Origin of the sequence: Streptomyces sp. ADI96-02 (genome assembly GCF_003846185.1) — a bacterium.
In the GTDB taxonomy this organism is placed as follows: domain Bacteria; phylum Actinomycetota; class Actinomycetes; order Streptomycetales; family Streptomycetaceae; genus Streptomyces.
The window spans coordinates 5,839,236-5,859,367 of record NZ_ML123034.1; the positions used below are offsets into that span (position 1 = coordinate 5,839,236).

General features: G+C 70.3%; 14 protein-coding genes. 12 read left to right on the top strand and 2 right to left on the bottom strand.

What is annotated here, in order from left to right; translation table 11 throughout:
• Nucleotides 1–88: 88 nt before the first annotated feature.
• From EES43_RS25670 to EES43_RS25680, 3 genes are all read left to right on the top strand, one after another.
• A complete protein-coding gene (locus EES43_RS25670; RefSeq protein ID WP_124270938.1) occupies nucleotides 89–1,399 on the top strand; it encodes a carotenoid oxygenase family protein in 1,311 nt (436 codons plus the stop codon).
• 475 nt (nucleotides 1,400–1,874) lie between these two features.
• Complete coding sequence (locus EES43_RS25675) at nucleotides 1,875–3,047, top strand: cytochrome P450 family protein (protein ID WP_124272154.1); 1,173 nt, start codon at nucleotides 1,875–1,877, stop codon at nucleotides 3,045–3,047.
• A gap of 80 nt (nucleotides 3,048–3,127) precedes the next feature.
• A complete protein-coding gene (locus tag EES43_RS25680; RefSeq protein WP_124270939.1) occupies nucleotides 3,128–4,336 on the top strand; it encodes a cytochrome P450 family protein in 1,209 nt (402 codons plus the stop codon).
• Nucleotides 4,337–4,448: 112 nt separating this feature from the next.
• Here the strand turns inward: EES43_RS25680 and EES43_RS25685 are convergent, their stop codons facing one another.
• On the bottom strand, nucleotides 4,449–5,462 hold the full coding sequence (locus tag EES43_RS25685; protein ID WP_124270940.1) for a Gfo/Idh/MocA family protein: 1,014 nt from the start codon (nucleotides 5,460–5,462) through the stop codon (nucleotides 4,449–4,451).
• Nucleotides 5,463–5,612: 150 nt separating this feature from the next.
• Here EES43_RS25685 and EES43_RS25690 point away from each other — a divergent pair, with 150 nt between their 5' ends.
• From EES43_RS25690 to EES43_RS25730, 8 genes are all read left to right on the top strand, one after another.
• On the top strand, nucleotides 5,613–6,371 hold the full coding sequence (locus tag EES43_RS25690; protein WP_124270941.1) for a GntR family transcriptional regulator: 759 nt from the start codon (nucleotides 5,613–5,615) through the stop codon (nucleotides 6,369–6,371).
• Between the two features lie 318 nt (nucleotides 6,372–6,689).
• Nucleotides 6,690–7,670 carry a sugar ABC transporter substrate-binding protein gene (locus tag EES43_RS25695; protein WP_124270942.1) on the top strand — a complete coding sequence of 327 codons (981 nt, stop codon included), beginning with the start codon at nucleotides 6,690–6,692 and terminating at the stop codon, nucleotides 7,668–7,670.
• The gene (locus EES43_RS25700) at nucleotides 7,667–8,710 is read left to right on the top strand and encodes an ABC transporter permease (protein WP_124270943.1); all 1,044 of its coding nucleotides are present in this window, start codon (nucleotides 7,667–7,669) and stop codon (nucleotides 8,708–8,710) included. The genes EES43_RS25695 and EES43_RS25700 overlap by 4 nt, the downstream gene beginning before the upstream one ends.
• Entirely contained in the window at nucleotides 8,707–9,648 is a 942-nt protein-coding gene (locus tag EES43_RS25705) for an ATP-binding cassette domain-containing protein (protein ID WP_241192535.1), read from the top strand. The genes EES43_RS25700 and EES43_RS25705 overlap by 4 nt, the downstream gene beginning before the upstream one ends.
• Before the next feature lie 142 nt (nucleotides 9,649–9,790).
• On the top strand, nucleotides 9,791–10,957 hold the full coding sequence (locus tag EES43_RS25710) for an ROK family glucokinase (RefSeq protein ID WP_124270944.1): 1,167 nt from the start codon (nucleotides 9,791–9,793) through the stop codon (nucleotides 10,955–10,957).
• A gap of 70 nt (nucleotides 10,958–11,027) precedes the next feature.
• Nucleotides 11,028–11,624, top strand: a complete 597-nt coding sequence (locus tag EES43_RS25715; RefSeq protein ID WP_124270945.1) for a hypothetical protein — start codon at nucleotides 11,028–11,030, stop codon at nucleotides 11,622–11,624.
• Between the two features lie 568 nt (nucleotides 11,625–12,192).
• On the top strand, nucleotides 12,193–17,100 hold the full coding sequence (locus EES43_RS31780) for an RHS repeat domain-containing protein (RefSeq protein WP_164493267.1): 4,908 nt from the start codon (nucleotides 12,193–12,195) through the stop codon (nucleotides 17,098–17,100).
• Between the two features lie 314 nt (nucleotides 17,101–17,414).
• A complete protein-coding gene (locus EES43_RS25730) occupies nucleotides 17,415–18,041 on the top strand; it encodes a class I SAM-dependent methyltransferase (protein ID WP_124270947.1) in 627 nt (208 codons plus the stop codon).
• A gap of 100 nt (nucleotides 18,042–18,141) precedes the next feature.
• On the opposite strand, the gene EES43_RS25735 is transcribed toward EES43_RS25730, so the two are convergent.
• Nucleotides 18,142–18,384: a DUF6411 family protein gene (locus EES43_RS25735; protein WP_124270948.1), complete on the bottom strand. Its 243-nt coding sequence runs from the start codon at nucleotides 18,382–18,384 to the stop codon at nucleotides 18,142–18,144.
• Between the two features lie 460 nt (nucleotides 18,385–18,844).
• On the opposite strand from EES43_RS25735, the gene EES43_RS25740 reads away from it, so the two are divergent.
• Nucleotides 18,845–20,122: a bifunctional 3-oxoadipate enol-lactonase/4-carboxymuconolactone decarboxylase PcaDC gene (locus EES43_RS25740; RefSeq protein WP_124270949.1), complete on the top strand. Its 1,278-nt coding sequence runs from the start codon at nucleotides 18,845–18,847 to the stop codon at nucleotides 20,120–20,122.
• Nucleotides 20,123–20,132 lie beyond the last annotated feature (10 nt).

The following is a 20,132-nucleotide window of genomic DNA, read 5'->3' on the forward strand; positions in this document are numbered from 1 at the left end:
CCTGAAGCCCTTCGCAGCGGACCAGCCCTCCTCGCAGGAGCCGGAGCGGCCCCTGCCTCGTCCCGAACCCCGTCCTTGAGGTGACCCCATGAATCCGACTCCGCAGCATCTGTCCGGCAACTACGCGCCGGTCACCGAGGAACTCACCGCGCACGACCTGCCGGTGACCGGCACCCTCCCGCCCGAACTGTCCGGCTGGTACCTGCGCAACGGGCCCAACCCCGCCGACGCCGCCTCCGGGCACTGGTTCTTCGGCGACGGCATGGTCCACGGCGTCCGCCTGGAGAACGGACGCGCCGTCTCCTACCGCAACCGCTGGGTGCGCACCACCCGGTTCACCGACGGCGCGCGACTGCGCGACGACAAGGGAAACCAGAACCTGACCGCGGGCACGGCCAACACCCATGTCGTACGGCACGCCGGCCGCACCCTCGCGCTGGTCGAGTCAGCTCTTCCGTACGAGCTGACGTGCGACCTCGACACCAAGGGCCCCTACGACTTCGACGGCCGACTGGGCACGGCCATGACGGCCCATCCGAAGACCTGCCCGGTCACCGGGGAACTGCACTTCTTCGGTCGGGGACAGGCATCTCACCTCACCTACTATCGCGCCGACGCGGGTGGGACCCTGACGATCAGTAGGCCCATCGAGGTGCCCAAGGCCACGATGATGCACGACTTCGCGCTCACCGCCGATCACATCGTGTTCATGGACCTGCCCGTCGTCTTCAACCTCCAGATCGCCAGGACGGGCACGACGATGCCCTTCACCTGGGACGATGACTACACCGCGCGGTTCGGATTGCTGCGTCGGGACGACCCCTACGGCGAAGTCCGGTGGTTCGACATCGACCCCTGCTACGTCTTCCACACACTCAACGCCTACGACGCGCCCGGCGGCGCCGTCGTGCTGCACGCCATGCGTTACCCCGAACTGTGGCGGAAGCCCGCTGACGACAGCGAGGCCGGGGACATATCGGCCGTTCTGTGGAAGTGGACCATCGATCCCGTTGCCGGCACGGTCCGTGAGGAGCAGGTCGACGACCGCGTCGGCGAGTTCCCGCGCACGGACGACCGACTGATCGGTCTCAGCTCCTCTCATGGCCACATCACGACCGGAAACGCCCTGGTGCGGTACGACCTCACCACCGGCGCCGCCTCCGCACACGATTTCGGCGCCGGCCGGACACCCGGCGAGGCCGCGTTCGTCCCCGCCGACGAGAACGCCGGCGGCCCCGGCTGGCTCGCCACGTACGTCTACGACGCCGCCACCGACCGAAGCGACCTGGTCCTCCTCGACGCGGACAACGTCGGTGCCGACCCCGTGGCCACCGTCCATCTGCCCACCCGTGTCCCGTTCGGATTCCACGGCAACTGGCTCGGCGACCGCGAGGCCTGAGGGCTGTCCCGCGAAACCTCGGCGGATCAGCGTGCGGCCGAGGGGGGCTCCTGCGTCCCAAGACGGAGGAGCCCCCCTGCCAGGGCAGGGCCCTGGTTCGAGTGTGGGCCCCGATCACCTCCTTCGGGGCCCACCTCGTCGACCAGGACGCCGATCTCTGCTTCGGCGCCGAACGCCTTGCCCTGACCGAGTGATCAACGCCGGGCAGACCTGCGTCGCTCCCGACCACGTACTGACAGACCGTCAAACCGCGAAGATCCCGGAGATCGAGCTGCCCGACGCGGTACGCGCACTCTTCGGCCGCGCCCCGCAACGCGCGGACTCCTGCGGGCGCATCATCGACGAGCACCACTTCGACCGGCTCACCGCACTCCTTCGTCCGGGCCGGGCCGTGACGACGCGGTACCGCTCGACGGAGGCGACTGGGGCTTCGGCGGCCTACGCTGGGCGGACCGGACGGAAGGGGGGCGTCACGATGGACGTGCTCGATCTGCGGAACCTGCCGGACTTCACGGCGGACCCGTACGCGTACTACGCGCGGCTGCGCGCCGAGGGCCCGGTGCACGCGGTCCGCACCGAGGGCTTCGAGCGGATCTGGCTGGTCGTCGGGTACGAGGAGGCGCGCTCGGTCCTCGCGGACCCGCGGTTCGGCAAGGACTGGCGCACCTCCGGGCGCTGGGTCGCCCCGGAGAACCCGATCAGCGCCAACATGCTGGAGCTGGACGCTCCGCACCACACGCGGCTGCGGCGGCTGGTCGTACGCGAGTTCACCGCCCGCCGGATCGAGGAACTGCGCCCGCGCGTCGCCCGCGTCACCGACGAACTCCTGGACGCCATGGTGCCGGCGGGCAGCGCGGACCTCGTCGACGCGCTGGCCTTCCCGCTGCCGATGACCGTCATCTGCGAACTGCTCGGCGTCCCCGACCTCGACCGCGACACCTTCCGCACCCTGTCGAACGGCATCGTCACACCCACCCCGCAGCAGCGCGCGGGCGACCCGGTCGGCGCGATGAGCGCCTACCTCGTCGAACTGATCGACGCCAAACGCCGCACGCCCGGCGACGACCTGCTGAGCGCCCTGATCCGGACCCGGGACGAGGGCGGCGACGGCCTGTCCGGCGACGAGCTGGTCGGCATGGCCTTCCTGCTCCTGGTCGCCGGGCACGAGACCACCGTCAACCTGATCTCCAACGGCGTCCGCGCCCTGCTCGACCATCCCCGCCAACTCGCCCTCCTCCGCGCCGATCCGGGGCTGCTCGACGGCGCGGTGGAGGAGATGCTGCGCTACGACGGGCCGGTGGAGACGGCCACGTTCCGCTTCACCCGGGAACCGGTGCGCGTCGGCTCCACCCTCGTACCGCGCGACGAACCGGTGCTCGTCGCCCTGGCCTCCGGCGACCGCGACCCGGAACGGTTCCCCGCGCCGGACGTCTTCGACATCCGCCGTGCGCCCCAGGGGCATCTGGCCTTCGGCCACGGCGCGCACTACTGCCTGGGCGCGCCGCTCGCCCGCATGGAGGCCCGGATCGCGATCGGGGCCCTGCTGGAGCGCTGCCCGCGCCTCGCCCGCGACCCGGACGGCGGGGAGCCGGAGTGGCTGCCCGGCCTGCTCATGCGCGGGGTGCGGCGGCTGCCCGTGCGCTGGTGAGGCCCGGCCCCCGTCGCCGCTCCCGCCTCCCGATCCTCCGATCCTCCGATCCTCCGATCCTCCGACGGAAGGACACCGCGTTGACCGCTCCAGCTCCAGCTCCAGCCCCGGTCGACCTCGCCGCGCTCGGCGACGAGTTCACCCGTGACCCCTATCCCGTCTACGCCGCCCTGCGGGCGAAGGGCCCGGTCCACCGGGTCCGCATCCCCGAGGGCGCCCACGCCTGGCTCGTCGTCGGATACGACGCCGGCCGCGCCCTCCTCGCCGACCAGCGGCTCGCCAAGGACTGGGACCGGGCGTCGCCGTCCCTCGGCGTCAGCAAGGTCTCCGCGGGCACCTCGATGCTCAGCCGCGACGCCCCCGACCACACCCGGCTGCGCAGACTCGTCGCCAGGGAGTTCACCCCGCGGCGCATGGAGCTTCTGGCCCCGAGGGTGCGGGAGATGACCGACGGACTGCTGGACGCCATGCTCACGGCCCCCGGCCGCGAGGCCGACCTGGTGGAGGCGCTGTCCTTCCCGCTGCCCATGGCCGTCATCTGCGAACTGCTCGGCGTGCCCTTCCTGGACCGGCAGGACTTCCGCACCTGGTCCGGCCAGGCCGTCTCCTCCGTCGACCCGTCCGTACGGGCCTCCTCGGCGCGGGCGATGACCGCGTACGTGGCCGGGCTGCTCGCCGACAAACGAAAAGCCCCGGGCGAGGACCTGTTGAGCGCGCTGATCCACACCGCCGACGAGGACGGCGACCGGCTGTCCGAGGACGAACTGATCGGCATGGCCTGGCTGCTGCTGGTCGCCGGTCACGAGACGACCGTCAACCTCATCACCAACGGCGTGCACAACCTCCTGGCGCATCCGGATCAACTGGCCCTGTTACGAGCGGACTTCGGTCTGATCCACAACGCGGTGGAGGAGATCCTGCGCTTCGAGGGGCCGGTCGAGACGCCCACGTACCGCTTCACCACCGAACCGATCGAGGTCGGCGGCACGGTGATCCCCGGCGGGGGAGAGCTGGTGCTGGTCGCGATGTCGGACGCCAACCGCGATCCCGCCCGCTACCCGGACGGCGACCGCTTCGACATCACCCGCGACGCCCGGGGGCACATCGCCTTCGGGCACGGCATCCACTACTGCCTGGGCGCGCCGCTGGCCCGGATCGAGGCGGCGACCGCGCTCCGCGCCCTGCTGGAACGCTGCCCGGACCTGCGGCTCACCGCGGACCCGGCCACACTGCGATGGCGGACCGGGATGCTGATGCGGGGGCCGCTGAGCCTGCCGGTGGCCTGGTAGGCGAGGTCAGGGGTGGGGTCGCCGGGGCGCCAGGCGAGGGCGGCCGGAAGGGCAGGAGGGGCCGGGGCGGCAGGAGGGGCCGGGGCGGCCTGAGGGGCGGGCGGGGCCCGGCTCAGCCGCCGGGGATCTCCGCCATCGCCACCGGCCGGCGTTCGCGTCGGGAGACCTCGCACGCCTCGGCGATCCTCAGCGCGCTCAGGGCCTCCCGCCCGTCGCACGGATTGGCCAGCTCGCCCCGGACCACGCGGAGATACGCGTCCAGCTCCGCCTCGTACGCCGGGGCGAACCGCTCCAGGAAGCCCGGCCACGGCTTCACCGGAGCGCCGGGCCCCAGCGGCTCGGCCGACGTCACCGGCGTACGGTCGTCGAGCCCCACGGCGATCTGGTCCAGTTCGCCGGCCAGCTCCATCCGCACGTCGTAACCGGCGCCGTTGCACCGGGTCGCGGTGGCGGTGGCGAGCGTCCCGTCGTCCAGGGTGAGCAGCGCCGCCGCCGTGTCCACGTCGCCCGCCGCCCGGAACATCCCCGGCCCCGCGTCCGAGCCGGTGGCGTACACCTCGCGCACCTCGCGACCGGTCACCCAGCGCAGGATGTCGAAGTCGTGGACCAGGCAGTCGCGGTACAGCCCGCCGGACAGCGGCAGATACGCGGCCGGCGGCGGCGCCGGGTCCGAGGTGACGGCCCGCACGGTGTGCAGCCGGCCGAGGCGGCCCTCGCGCACCGCGGCCCTGGCGGCGGCGTACCCGGCGTCGAAGCGCCGCATGAATCCGAGCTGGAGGACGCTGCCCGCCGCCTCGACCTCCGCCAGGGCGCCCAGGGTGCCGGGCAGGTCCAGGGCGATCGGCTTCTCGCAGAACGCCGGGAGCCCGGCGCGGGCGGCGCGGGCGATCAGACCGGCGTGAGAGGCGGTCGCCGAACAGATCACCACGGCGTCGGGGACGCCCGCGTCGGCCCCGGTGAACATCCCGCCCACCGTGACGGCCGCGGCTCCCGTCCGGGCGGCGGTCGCGGCAGCCCGTTCCGGGTCGGCGTCCGCCACCAGCAGGCCGTCCACGGCGGGGTGACGGCTCAGCACCTCCGCATGGAAGGCGCCGATCCGTCCCGTTCCGATCAGTCCGATGCGCATGGCCCCAAGGTGGCGTTCGCCCGGTCATCATGTCAAGCGTTTGTCCTGACAAATGGAGGACGCGGGGGAGTGCGAACGGCGCAGGCGGGGAGCGCGGTCCGCTTCGGCTCCGCCATGGCTTTGTCCGGACAATCGAACTACGCTCGCTCCGTGACCGCACGAGGAACCGACCGGCCGCTGCCGCTGAGCGTGGACCGCACCAGCCCGGTGCCGCTCTACTTCCAGCTGGCGCAGCAGCTGGAGGCGGCCGTCGAACAGGGGCGGCTGCCTCCCGGCACGCTGCTCGGCAACGAGATCGAGCTGGCCGCCCGCCTCGGCCTGTCCCGGCCCACCGTCCGCCAGGCCATCCAGTCGCTCGTCGACAAGGGGCTGATGGTGCGCCGCCGCGGCGTGGGCACCCAGGTCGTCCACAGCCAGGTCCGCCGCCCGCTGGAGCTCAGCTCCCTCCACGACGACCTGGAGGCGGCCGGCCAGCGCCCCGCCACCCGGGTCCTGCGCAACGCGGTGGAACCGGCCACCGCCCCCGTAGCCGCCGCGCTCGCGGTGCCCGAGGGGAGCGAGGTGCACGTCGTCGAGCGGCTGCGCTACGCCCACGGCGAGCCGATGGCCCTCCTGCGCAACCACCTCCCGCCGGGCCTCCTCGACCTCGCCACGGACGATCTGGAGGCCGGCGGGCTGTACGCGATGATGCGCGCCTCGGGCATCACGCTGCACAGCGCCCGCCAGTCCGTCGGAGCCCGCGCCGCCACCGCCGAGGAGGCGGGCGCGCTCGACGAGACGGCGGGCGCGCCGCTGCTCACCATGGAGCGCACCGCGTACGACGACACCGGCCGCTCGGTGGAGTACGGGGCCCACGTCTACCGGGCCTCGCGCTACGCGTTCGAATTCCAGCTGCTCGTACGCCCCTGAGTCGGCCCGGAGCCCGCGCCGAGTCCGCCCTGAACCCGCTCCCCGCACCCCGGAGCGCCCGCCTCCGCTCGCCGTACGCCCCCTCCGCCGCGTACGAATGTTCGGACAAAGTATTGACGCGGGCAGGCGGCAGGACTAGAACTCCCCCATCCGAAGGACGCGAACCCATCCGGACCTGCCGGGAGGGAGCGGGCGGGGCTCGGGGATACTTGGGCAGCCGGGCCGGGACCGTACACTCCCCGGCCCCGTCAAGCAGCACAGCGAGCAGCAGTAGAAGGGCACGGCGTCGTGGCAAGGGTTCGGACAGGGGTACGCGCGATGGGCGCCGTGCTGGCAGCGGTGCTCGGGGTCTCCCTCGTGGGATGCAGCAGCACCGGCGGCAAGCGGGCGGAAGAGCGCGCGGCCGAGGCCGCCGAGGGGCGGTCCGCGGTGACCACGCCCCGCTGGACCTTCGCCATGGTCACCCACTCGGGCGACGGCGACACCTTCTGGGACATCGTCCAGAAGGGCGCCGAGCAGGCCGCCGTCAAGGACAACATCAACTTCCTCTACTCGCACAACGACGAGGCCCAGCAGCAGGCCCAGCTCGTCCAGACGGCGATCGACAAGAAGGTCGACGGGCTGATCGTCTCGCTCGCCAAGCCGGACGCCATGAAGGCCGTGGTCGCCAAGGCGGTCAAGGCCGGCATCCCCGTCATCACGGTGAACTCCGGCTCCGCGGAGTCCAAGGAGTTCGGCGCCCTCACCCACATCGGCCAGGACGAATCCATCGCGGGCGAGGCCGTCGGCGACGAGCTGAACAGCCGGGGCCGCAAGAAGGCCCTGTGCGTCCTGCACGAGCAGGGCAACGTGGGCCACGAGCAGCGCTGCGCCGGAGCGGAGAAGACCTTCGACGGCACGCTGACGAACCTGTACGTCGACGGCACCAACATGCCCGACGTCCAGGCGTCCATCGAGGCCAAGCTCCAGTCGGACAAGAGCATCGACGCCGTCGTCACGCTCGGCGCGCCGTTCGCCGACGCCGCCGTCCAGGCCAAGCAGACCGCGGGCAGCAAGGCGGAGATCGACACCTTCGACCTGAACGCCAAGGTCGCCGGCGGCCTCCAGGAGGGCAAGCTCGGCTTCGCCGTCGACCAGCAGCCCTACCTCCAGGGCTACGAGGCCGTCGACCTGCTGTGGCTCTACCGCTACAACCGCAACGTCCTCGGCGGCGGCCGTCCCGTCCTGACCGGCCCGCAGATCATCACCGCCGACGACGCCGACGAGCTGGCCGAATACACCGAGCGGGGCACCCGATGAGCGGCACCGCCGCCCCGGAGCGCGTCGACGAACGGCTGGTGCGCACCTCGCCGCTGCGCAAGCTGCTCGGCCGGCCGGAGCTCGGCTCGGTCGTCGGCGCGGCGGCCGTCTTCCTGTTCTTCGCGATCGTCGCCGACAGCTTCCTCCAGGCGTCCAGCTTCGGCACCGTCCTGTACGCGGCCTCCACCCTCGGCATCATGGCCGCGCCGGTCGCGCTGCTGATGATCGGCGGCGAGTTCGACCTCTCCGCCGGCGTGATGGTGACCAGCTCCGCGCTGATCTCCTCGATGTTCAGCTACCAGATGACCGCCAACGTCTGGGTCGGCGTCCTGGTGTCGCTGCTGGTCACGCTCGCCATCGGAGCGTTCAACGGGTTCATGCTGACCCGCACCAAGCTGCCGAGCTTCATCATCACGCTCGGCACGTTCCTGATGCTGACCGGCCTGAACCTCGGGTTCACCAAGCTCATCAGCGGCACCGTCTCCACCAAGTCCATCGCCGACATGGAGGGCTTCGACTCCGCCCGCGCGCTGTTCGCCTCCACGCTCACCCTCGGCGGCGTCGAGTTCAAGGTCACCATCCTGTGGTGGGCCGCGCTCGTCGCGATCGCCACCTGGATCCTGCTCCGCACCCGCTTCGGCAACTGGATCTTCGCGGTCGGCGGCGAGGCCGACGCCGCCCGCGCGGTCGGCGTGCCCGTCGTCCGGACCAAGATCGGCCTCTACCTGGGCGTCGCCTTCGCCGCCTGGATCTCCGGACAGCACCTGCTCTTCAGCTACGACGTCGTCCAGTCCGGCGAGGGCGTCGGCAACGAGCTGACGTACATCATCGCCGCCGTCATCGGCGGCTGCCTGATCACCGGCGGCTACGGCTCCGCGATCGGCTCGGCGGTCGGCGCGTTCATCTTCGGCATGACCAGCAAGGGCATCGTGTACGCCGAGTGGAACCCGGACTGGTTCAAATTCTTCCTGGGAGCGATGCTGCTCCTGGCCACCCTGCTCAACGCGTGGGTGCGCAAGCGTGCGGAGGCGACGGCATGACGGCCACCCCCCGGCCCCCGGCGGCCGACGAGCCGCCCTCGGGCAACGAGCCGCCCAACGGCAACGTTCCGCCCGCCGCGAACGAGCCGCCCGCGGCCACCGAACCGTCCGCCGCGAACGAACCCCTGGTCGAGCTGGCCGACGTGAGCAAGTTCTACGGCAACGTCAAGGCCCTGGAACACGTCTCGCTGGAGGTGCACGCGGGCGAGATCACCTGCGTCCTCGGCGACAACGGCGCCGGCAAGTCCACCCTCATCAAGATCATCGCGGGGCTCCACCGGCCCGACTCCGGGCGCTTCCTCATCGAGGGGGAGGAGGCCCGGCTCGCCAACCCGCGCGACGCCCTGGACCGCGGCATCGCCACCGTCTACCAGGACCTCGCCGTCGTCCCCCTCATGCCGGTCTGGCGGAACTTCTTCCTCGGCTCCGAGCCCACCACCGGCTTCGGGCCCTTCAAGCGCCTCGACGTCCGGAAGATGCGCGAGACCACCCGGGCGGAGCTGCTGCGCATGGGCATCGACCTGCGCGACCTGGACCAGCCCATCGGCACCCTGTCCGGCGGCGAGCGCCAGTGCGTCGCGATCGCCCGCGCCGTCCACTTCGGCGCGAAGGTCCTCGTCCTCGACGAGCCGACCGCGGCTCTGGGCGTGAAGCAGTCCGGCGTGGTCCTCAAGTACGTCGCCGCCGCCCGCGACGCCGGACTCGGCGTGGTCCTGATCACGCACAACCCCCACCACGCCCACCTCGTCGGCGACCGGTTCGTCCTCCTCAAGCGCGGAACGATGTCCGGCAGCCACACCAAGGACGACGTCACGCTGGACGAACTGACCCGGCAGATGGCCGGCGGCAGCGAGCTGGAGGAGCTGAGCCACGAGCTGGCACGCGCCCAGGCCCCCACCCGCCTGGGCGGCCACCCGGTGGACGGCGACCCGCGCTGACCCGTTCCGAACGGCGACCCGCCCCGCGCCGCCCACCCCGCCCACCGGTCCCCGGAGTCCGGCAGTGGCAGAATCGAGCGCGGCGGGCGCCGTCCGCCGCCGGAGGCGACAGCCGACCGGCCCTCTTGACCCCGCAGGGACGATGAGCACGTACCGCGACTTCTCCCACCGCGGCTCCGCCCGCGCCACCGTCCTCAAGACCGTCGGCACCCGGGAACGCCGCTCGCACCTCACCGCGCCCCGTGTCCCCACCGTCGGGATCGACATCGGCGGCACCAAGGTGATGGCGGGCGTCGTCGACGCCGACGGCAACATCCTGGAGCAGCTGCGGACCGAGACGCCCGACAAGTCCAAGAGCCCCAAGGTCGTCGAGGACACCATCGTCGAGCTGGTCCTGGACCTCTCCGACCGGCACGACGTGCACGCCGTCGGCATCGGCGCGGCGGGCTGGGTGGACGCCGACCGCTCCAAGGTCCTGTTCGCCCCGCACCTCGCCTGGCGCGACGAGCCCCTGCGCGACGCCATCGCCTCCCGGCTGGTCGTCCCGGTCATGGTCGACAACGACGCCAACACGGCCGCCTGGGCGGAATGGCGCTTCGGCGCCGGCCGCGGCGAGGACCATCTCGTCATGATCACCCTCGGCACCGGCATCGGCGGGGCCATCCTGGAGGACGGCCAGGTCAAGCGCGGCAAGTACGGGGTCGCCGGTGAGTTCGGCCACATGCAGGTCGTGCCCTCGGGCCACCGCTGCCCCTGCGGCAACCGAGGCTGCTGGGAGCAGTACAGCTCCGGCAACGCCCTCGTCCGCGAGGCCCGGGAGCTGGCCGCCGCCGACTCGCCGGTCGCCCACTACCTGCTCGACCGGGTCAAGGGCAGCATCCCCGACATCACCGGCCCGCTCATCACCGAACTGGCCCGCGAGGGCGACGCGATGTGCGTCGAACTCCTCCAGGACATCGGCCAGTGGCTCGGCGTCGGCATCGCCAACCTGGCCGCCGCGCTCGACCCTTCGTGCTTCGTCATCGGGGGAGGCGTCAGCGCCGCCGACGACCTCCTCATCGGCCCCGCCCGGGACGCCTTCAAGCGCCACCTCACCGGCCGCGGCTACCGCCCCGAGGCCCGGATCGCGAAAGCGCAGCTCGGCCCGGAGGCGGGTATGGTCGGCGCCGCGGACCTGGCCAGACTCGTCGCCCGCCGCTTCCGCCGGGCCAACCGGCGCCGTGTCGAGAGGTACGAGCGGTACGCCCAGATCTACGACCAGGCGGCGAGCACCATCCGCAACACGCGGTCCACCCGGACCGTCGACTGAACCGCAGCCGCCCGCCCGGCGTCCATTCCTCAGTACGCCGTCTCCGCAGCACCCGAGGGACCACCTGATCATGATCGCAGCCGAGCACCCCGTCGTGCCGCACCAGTCCGATCCGCCGGACGACGGCGGGGGCAAGCCGCCCGAGGACCGCCGTCAGGTGTTCAAGCGGCGCTTCGTCACGGCCACGATCATCGTGCTGCTGATCGGCATCCCGGCCGGCTACCTGCTGATCTCGGCAAGCCAGAGCCGCCGCTCCGGCAAGGACAAGGAGGCCGAGGCCGCGGCCCAGGGACTCCGCGAGGACTGGCCCTCGCGGATGCAGCGCCGGATCTTCGAGATCCCGATCCCGGGCAACGCGATCGGCGTCCAGTACTACGAGACGAACAACTGGAAAGCCAGCCGGATGTACGCGAAGTTCCGCACGACCTCCGCCGGCCTCGACCGCTTCCTCACCGGCCTCGGCACCGGCCGCGCGGCCCTGGAACCGGGAGCGATCGACATCAGCGACCGGGACATCAAGATCACCGGCTGGTACTTCGGCGCGAACGACTACTGGGCGAGCACCACGCACACCAACAAGAAGCCGCGCCCGACCCAGAACATCACGGTCAACATGACCGACCCGGCCAGCCCGGTCGTCTACGTGGTCTCGGCCGCAACTCCCTGACCTGGGGAAAGCGACCGCCTGACCTGGGAGAAGCCTGCCTCTGCGGGGGCGGAAGAGACCAGCGCCGACGGGGACGGGGCCTTGGGGCGGGGACAGCTGCCCGGGACGGGCGGCCCGGGCTCCGGCCGTCTCGCATCGCCGGAGCGGACAAGCCCACCGTGCTCGGACCGACTCATTGCGTGACCACGGCATTTCCCGCGGCGGATTCCGTCGTCGAATCCGCATTGCCGAGGGACGCCCTCCGAGGGGCGCCTTCCCGCGCGAGATGTGGGCTCCATGTGTTCGGACGGATTCATTGGGTGACCGACTTATAAAACTAGGGTTTATCCCGTAGGTCTGGCGAGCGGCCTGGGTGTGTCATCGGAGGTGTAGTCGACATCCAACTCTGGAGCCTCGCATGCCTGTCTCGCATTCCTTCCCCGGCCGCCGCGTTGTCTCGTCGTGTGTTGCTGTGGCGCTGGGGGCTTCCCTGCCGTGGATTGCTGGAATGAGCACTGCTTTCGCTGCCTCTGGTTCGGGTCCGGGCTCGGGGTCGTTGGCTTCTGCGTTGTCGTCGTTGGGCGGGACGGTGGACGAGCAGAAGGGGCAGGTGAGGTTCGGGGTGAAGATGGGAGGTGTGCCGGGGCCTGCGGATTCTGGGCTTGAGGTGAATGCGCAGTTCTCGCAGCAGTTGGCTTCGGAGGGTGTGGACCGTTTCGGTCTGGGAGCTGGGTGGACGTTGGGGTTGCCGTTCGTGGATGTGGAGCGCGGAGTTCTGGTTCTTCCGTCAGGTGAGCATGTGCTCGACGACTCGGATCCTTCGGGGATGAAGAACTACAAGCTGGACGACCTGAAGGTCTCCAGGACCGTTGGTTCCGCTCCGGTGCAGCATGCGTATGCGCTGGAGTCGCGGAAAGACGGTTCGAAGCAGTTCCTCGATACGCAGGGGAACCTTGTCGGAGTTCAGAGTTCCTTGGGCCATCTGACGAAGCTGTCGTGGAACGTGGTGAACGGGAAGCACCGTCTGGCTTCAGTGACGGGGCCGTGGGGTTCAAAGCTGACAGTGAAGTATGTGGGGTCGACGGTCACGTTCACATCGCCGAAGCGGTGGGGGCAGACCGAGGCGCCGAAATCCGAGTTGAAGCTGTCGCAGAACCGGGTCGAGTCGGTCAAGGACCAGGCGAATCAGACGACGCGGGTGGAGTACACCCCCAACCCGGTGGGCACGTCCGGGCTGACGCTTCCGTCGGCTGTGGTCTCGCCGACGGGTGCGCGTTCGGAGTTCACTTACAAGCAGTACGAGGCGCGTTCGGGTGGTGTGGTCGCGGTCTCGGAGATGGGGGTGAAGGCTGTCGGCGAGGACGGGAAGGAAAAGGTCCTGCTGGAGCCGGTGACGCTGAGTCTGGACCCTGACGGGGCGAACGGCGGCCGGAACTGGACGGGTTGCCCGCAGTACTGCGGGGATGGGACGGACCGGCTGGCGAACTCGGGCGACGGGTCGTTCTCCTACCGGGTGAAGTTGTCGCAGAAGGATGGGCAGGAAGTCGAACGCACCTACAACGCGCTGCACCTGCAGACGGACGAGGTCGTACGGGTCAGGCAGGGCTCGCAGTCGAAGGACATCTCCCGCACGGAGTACACCTATCCGGGCGAGAAGGCCGATGGTGCTCCGCCGAAGGTGAAGGACGCGCCGAGGGATTATCAGATGCCGTCCGAGGTGAAGGTGACGACGATCGATCCGGCGGACTCCTCGCGGCGCAAGGAGGCGCGGGTGTCGGCGCGCGTCGATGGCATGGGTCGAATGGTGTGGCAGAAGCAGGGCGGGGTGGAGACGTCCGAGGAGTATGGGACGAACTCGCTTCCGGTGCGGACGGAGAAGAAGGACACCGCGACGGGGGCGCGTCAGGTGACCGAGAGCACACTGACGGCTGACGGGAAGGCGGTCGCGAAGTCGGTCACGAAGGCCGCGGGTCCGGGCGGTGGTGAGCTGAAGACGGTGTCCACCGCGGAGTTCGAGTATCACGGTGGTGAGCTGGCCGGTGAGGTGAAGGCGACCAGGACGACGGGTGACGCCGGCGCGAAGGGCGGCGATGTCGGGGTGGCTGTCACGAAGACGGAGTCGAGCGTCGAGCGGGACGCCGAGGGTGTGGGACGTCGGACGAACACGGTCACGGGCGACGACGGGGTGGAGACGACGACGGTGTCGGACCTGGCCAGCGGGTCGACACTGTCGGAGAGGACCGCTGACCTGGGCGAAACGAGCACGGTGTACGACATGGGGGACCGTCCGGTGAAGTCGACGGCTGCGGACGGGACCGTGACCACGGTGGCCTATGAGGTGAAGAACGGTGGTGCGTCGACGACGACGCGCCGGGAGAGCGATGGTCTCGCGTCGCGTACGGTGACTGACGAGATGGGCCGAGAGGTGCGCAAGGAGTCGAACTACAAGCCTTCCGGGCGTGACGGGCAGGGCGAGATCCTGCCGCAGGGGCAGTTCCGGCAGGTCCAGGGCGCGGAGTTCAACCTGTTCGGCCAGCAGGTGAAGACCACTGATTCGGCGGGGCGTGAGACGAGGACGGAGTACAACGCGTTCGGCCGTCCGTCGAAGGTGACGGCCCCGGACGGGTCTGTCACGGCGAGCACGCACGATGACGTCGCGGGTACCAGAACCAGTCAGACCACGCTTGCTGGAGCCGACCGGCCGATGGCGAGCAGCGTTCAGACGCTGGATGATCAGGGCAACCCGGTGAAGAACGCGACGGCGTTCGGCGACGGTACTCCGGGGACGGTCACGGAGACGTCCTTCGACGCTTTCGGCAAGCCGCAGCAGTCCCAGAGCGACAACGGTTCCTTCACGGTCAACCACGCTTACACGGCTGCCGGCCTGCCGGAGTCTGACACCCTCACCCCGAAGCAGAACGGCACCAGCTCGGATGTGAAGTCGGATTACGTCCAGGACTCGTTCGGGAACAAGACGCAGAAGAACCTGACCTCACAGGGCCGGACCGTCGAGGGCTGGAAGACGTCGTTCGACGTTTCGGGGCGTACGTCGCAGGTGACGGCGCCCGGTAACGGCGGGACGATGAGCCCGTCCTACAACAAGGTCAACGGGCTGGTGGAGTCCCTGACTCAGGCAGACGGATCGGTGCAGCACCAGCGGCGTGACTCCGTGGGTCGAACGGTGGAGGAGTGGACCTCGCCGAAGGACGCTCCGGGCACGAAGAAGGAGCACGTGCGCACGTCCTACGACCCGGTCACCGGCAAGACGGCAGCCCAGTGGTTCGCGGACGACGAGGCGGGTTCGAAGATCACCTACACCCGCTTCCCCGACGGCAACGTGAAGGAGAGGATCGACCCGGGCGGGAAGAAGACGTCGTTCACCTACACCGACGAGAACAAGCCCGCCACGGTCACCGACCACACCGGTGCGGTCACGACGTACACCTACGACCAGAAGACGGGCCGTACCACCCAGGTCGTCCAGGTCCGCGACGGCAAGGAACTCGCCAAGGTCACCTACACCCACAACGCCGCAGGCCGCCTGGAGAAGATCGACCGGGGCAACGGGGCGACCAGCACCTACACCCACAACGACGCGGGCATGCCCACGGGCGAGAAGCACACCCGGCCCGGTGGCCAGGTCATCGCCGAACACGCCTACACCTACACCAGGGAGGCTCAGCCCAAGCTCGCCACCGACATCGCCACCGTCGGTGGGAAACGCACCGCGACCGCCTACGCCTACGACGACAAGGCACGCCTGACCCAGTCCCACGTCACCGAGGGCGACCAGCCCCGCAGCGGGACCCTGATCAGCAAGAGCGACTACGCCTACGACCTGGCCTCCAACCTCACGCAGAAGAAGACCACCACCCGCGGCGGGGACGGGGCGGAGAAGACCTCCACCACCGACTACACCCAGGACGCCGCCTCCCGCACTACGAAGATCACCACCGACGGGCAGGAGAAGCCCCAGACCTACGACAGCGCCGGACGCCTCACCCAGGGATCCGACGGCACCCGCAACACCTACAACACCAGCGGCCAGCTCACCGAGACCGTCGCCCCCGACGGCACCAGCGTCACGAACACCTACCGGCCCACCGGCGAACGCGCCACCCAGACCACCACCAAGGACGGCCGCACCCACACTCTGACCTTCAACCCCGGCACCGAGACCGACCAGGACGGCACCACCGCAACCCACCTCAACGCAGCCGGCACCGAGTCCCGCACCCTCACCACCAAGGACGGACAGACCAACACCGCCTACTACCTGACCAACCGCCACGGCGACAAGACCCACACCCTCGACACCAACGGCGACATCACCAGCCGCACCCAGTACACCGACTACGGCACCCCGAGAAACGGGAACGCCGACCCCGCCCAGCCCGCCGTAGCCCGCACCGGGGCGATCACCGAGAACCCCTACGGCTACGCCGGCCAGTACACCATCCCCACCGGCCTACAGTCCCTCGGCTCCCGCTGGTACGACTCCGAGCGGGGCGCGCTGACCGCAGCTGACACCCCCGCTGCCGGCATGCTCAACCCGTACACCTACGCCACCGGTGATCCCATCAACAAGTTCGACCCCACCGGCCAGAGCCCCGAAGACGTCTGGGACTGGTTCACGGACGATTTCGCGGGCTGGGAAGGCATGCCCTATCTCGAAATCGGCCTCGCAGCCGCCGGTGTCGCCATCACCGTCCTCAGCGGCGGAAGCGGCATCGCCATCGGCGCCGCGGTCATCGCCGGTGCACTCACACTCCCGTCCGCCGCAGACCAGATCTCCATCAACGCGGGATGGGGTGCCTTTCTCCCAGAAGACGCCCGCACCGCCTTCGACATCGCCGGCATGGTTGGTGGTATCGCCGACGCGGGCATCGGCCTCGTCCACACCCCGAAGCTGATCAAGATGACCCGCCTCGGGTACAAGATATCAGGCCGCCAGAACCTTTCCGGTCCGGCCGAGCTGGCGGAGCTTTTGGGAAGTCGCCGCTCCAGTCACTTCGTTCCCATCAAGGCCGATGAAAGCGTCAGCTACTGGGGGAACAGGAACCCTGCCATAGCGCAGGACAGGTTTGACCGAATGGAAAATGCTGTGAAGTTTGATCAGGCCCGGCCGGTCAAGGGGAAGAATGCCGCGTCCCCCGATGTATTGGAAGTAGATGCCGAAGGGCAAACCAACTTCGCCCGGATATTTGTTGACCCTGCGGATCCGGATGTACGGCAGCTGAGGAAGACGGTGGAAGACGTTGTCTACCTGGGGGCAGCGCAGGACGCGGCGGCAACGCTCGGGGATGAAAGCTTGGACGCCGTGGCTTCCATCAACGCGCGCCTCGCAACCCGTCAGGGCGACGCGACCGCAATAGTCGGAAGGATGCCGCACAACACTGAAAAGACGTACGTGCCGACCCTCTACATGATCAACACAGATACCGGCCCCGAGGTGCTGTTCACGGATGCGTACATCTACCCGCGAGCATCTTGGTAGGAGAAGCCCACGCCAGCGCCCACGCGCTCGCCCCGCAGCCCGACGGTTCTCATACCGTCGGGCTGCGGGGGTGGATCGGCTGTTCTGTAAGGCAGCCCTTCAGCGGCTTGCGTAGGCCGATCAACGACGAGAAGCCGCCGCTCACGTTGAAACGTCCCAGGCATCGGCCTTCACCTGTTCTTCTTCGACGGGTTCCGGCAGTTCACGCCATGGCACCTCTGTGCGCAGCCGCCACAACACCCCGTTGATGTGACTAGTGTGGTGCCCCCGCCCCCACTCCCGCTGGGCGAGGCTGACCGGAAGGCATGCCGAACATGACTGGCCAACGCGATCGCTGGGCCGAACTGACGGGCGGACAGGCCGGAGAGGCGTACGCCCAGCGTTTCACGCGGCTCGCCGAATCCGGCCAGGACATCCACGGTGAGGCCGCCTTCTGCACCGCTTTGCTCAAGCCCGCAGCCCGCGTGCTCGACGCCGGCTGCGGTACCGGGCGGATCGCGATCCGGCTCGCCGAGCTGGGCCACCACTGCACCGGTGTGGACGTCGACTCCTCGATGCTCGCCGTCGCCCGGCGGGAGGCCCCCACCCTGGAGTGGCTCCTCGGAGATCTGGCCCGGCTGGACTCCCTCGGCCTGGATACGGACTTCGACCTGGCGCTCGCTGCCGGCAACGTCATCCCCCTCCTGGCGCCCGCCACCGGAGCGGCCGTCGTCCGGCAACTGGCCGCCGTACTGCGGCCCGGCGGGCTGCTGGTCACGGGCATGGGGCTGGACGCGGCCCACCTGCCGCTGCCGGAGCCGACCGTCACTCTCACGGAGTTCGACCAGTGGTGCACCGAGGCCGGACTGAGCCTGCGGCAGCGTTACGCCACCTGGAACGGCGATCCCTACGACCAGGGGTGCGGCTACGCCGTCAGCGTGCACTCCCGCCCCACCACGTGAGTCCTCAGCCTTCTCGGTGGCGGTAGAGGCCCCTTGCGGGGAGCCTGACCAGGATGCAGGCCCCCGCCTCGGGCCGAAGGGACGCAGGCGCGCACATGGGTCAGAACGGCATGTGCCAGCGGGCGCGGCGGCCGGCGGATCCACTGCGGCCGACGGCCTTGGAACTGCTGCGGAACGGCTTGCTGAAGATGCGCCCCAGCGGACCGGGGGCCTTGCCTCCGGCGCGCGACCCCAGGCCCAGCGTGCGCTGCGTGCCTCGCTCGGGGTGGCGGGAGAGCTTCGGGACGAGGAAGGCCAGCACGGCCAGGACGACGCAGACGGCGACTATTCCAACGACGATCATCGAATCTCCTTGTGTGGGTGATGGGTGGTGTGCTCTGACGCCTGCCCGGCGAACGGCGCTCCACTCACGGACCCGGCGGGCAGCTCGACCCACCTCGCCATGGGCGAGCCCTGAGGCGGCCCGGCCGTCGGATCGGCAGGCGCCCCAGCTGCGCACGGAGGCACGGAGCATGGCCGCACGCCGCCCGACGGCGGATTCCGGCTCACCGCCCACCTGCGCCCCGCCGGCCCCGGAACAGCCGCGGACCCCGGAAACCTGCCCGGACGACGACGGGGCGCCGGATCGCCTTCTGGCACGATGGGCGGGGCACGCCAGCGTCAAGACCACCGAGCGTTGGTACGTGAGGCCGGACGCAGAGGATCTTCGTGGAGCCGCTGCGACGTGGGGCGGTCCTCACCGTGCGCAGGAGGGGGGTGCGGGGGACGGCTGTGAGACATGGGAGCGTAGGACTGTGAGCCAGATGGGCAACGAAACGTTGAAGTACCAGGTGGACGGCCCGAACGACGCGCCTGTGTTGGTCCTTGGACCCTCCCTCGGTACCACATGGCACATGTGGGATCGCCAGATACCCGAGCTGTCCCAGCACTGGCGGATCTTCCGCTACGACCTGCCGGGCCACGGCGGCGCGCCCGCCCACCCCGCCACCTCCGTCGCCGAGCTGGCCGACCGGCTGCTCGCCACCCTGGACGGGCTCGGCGTCCAGCGCTTCGGTTACGCGGGGTGCTCGATCGGCGGCGCGATCGGGACCGACCTCGCCCTGCGCCACCCGCACCGGGTCGCCTCGCTCGCGCTCGTCGCCTCCTCGCCGCGGTTCGGCACCGCCGACGAGTTCCGCCAGCGCGGTGTGATCGTCCGTACCAACGGTCTGGAGCCGATGGCGCGCACCGCCCCGGAGCGCTGGTTCACCGCGGGCTTCGCCGCCGCGCAGCCCGCGATCGTCGAGTGGGCCGTGCAGATGGTCCGCACCACCGATCCGGGGTGCTACATCGCCGCCTGCGAGGCGCTGGCCGCCTTCGACATCCGCGGGGAGCTGGGGCGGATCGGTGTGCCCGCCCTGGTCCTGGTCGGTGCGGAGGACCAGGTCACCGGTCCCGCCGAGGCCCGTACGCTGGTCGCCGGGATACCGGACGCCCGCCTCGCGCTCGTCCCGGGCGCCTCGCACCTGGCCCCCGTCGAGCAGCCCGCGGCCGTCAGCGACCTGCTTCTGACGCACTTCTCCACCGCCTGGCAGGACACGCTCGCCGCCATCCCCGCGCCGGTCCTCGCCGCCCCGCCCGTCGCGCCCCCCGCCCCGTACGCCCCGGTCGCCGAGATCGCACCGGCCGCCGCCGTGCCCGGCGCGGAGCACCCCTCGCCGGACGAGCGGTACGAGAGAGGGACGAAGGTGCGCCGCGAGGTGCTGGGCGACGCCCACGTCGACGCGGTGAACGCCTCGGCGGACGCGTTCACCGAGGACTTCCAGGAGCTGGTCACCCGGTACGCCTGGGGCGAGGTCTGGAGCCGGGACGGGCTGGACCGCCGCACCCGCAGCTGCATCACGCTCACCGCGCTCGTGGCCTCCGGCCACCTGGACTCGCTGGCCGCGCACACCCGCGCCGCCCTGCGCAACGGACTCACGCCCGCCGAGATCAGGGAAGTCCTGCTCCAGGCAGCCGTCTACTGCGGGATTCCGGCGGCCGGTGCGGCCTTCGCCGTGGCGCAGACCGTGATCCAGGAGGAAACCACGCCGCCCGCGTAGCAGGATGGTC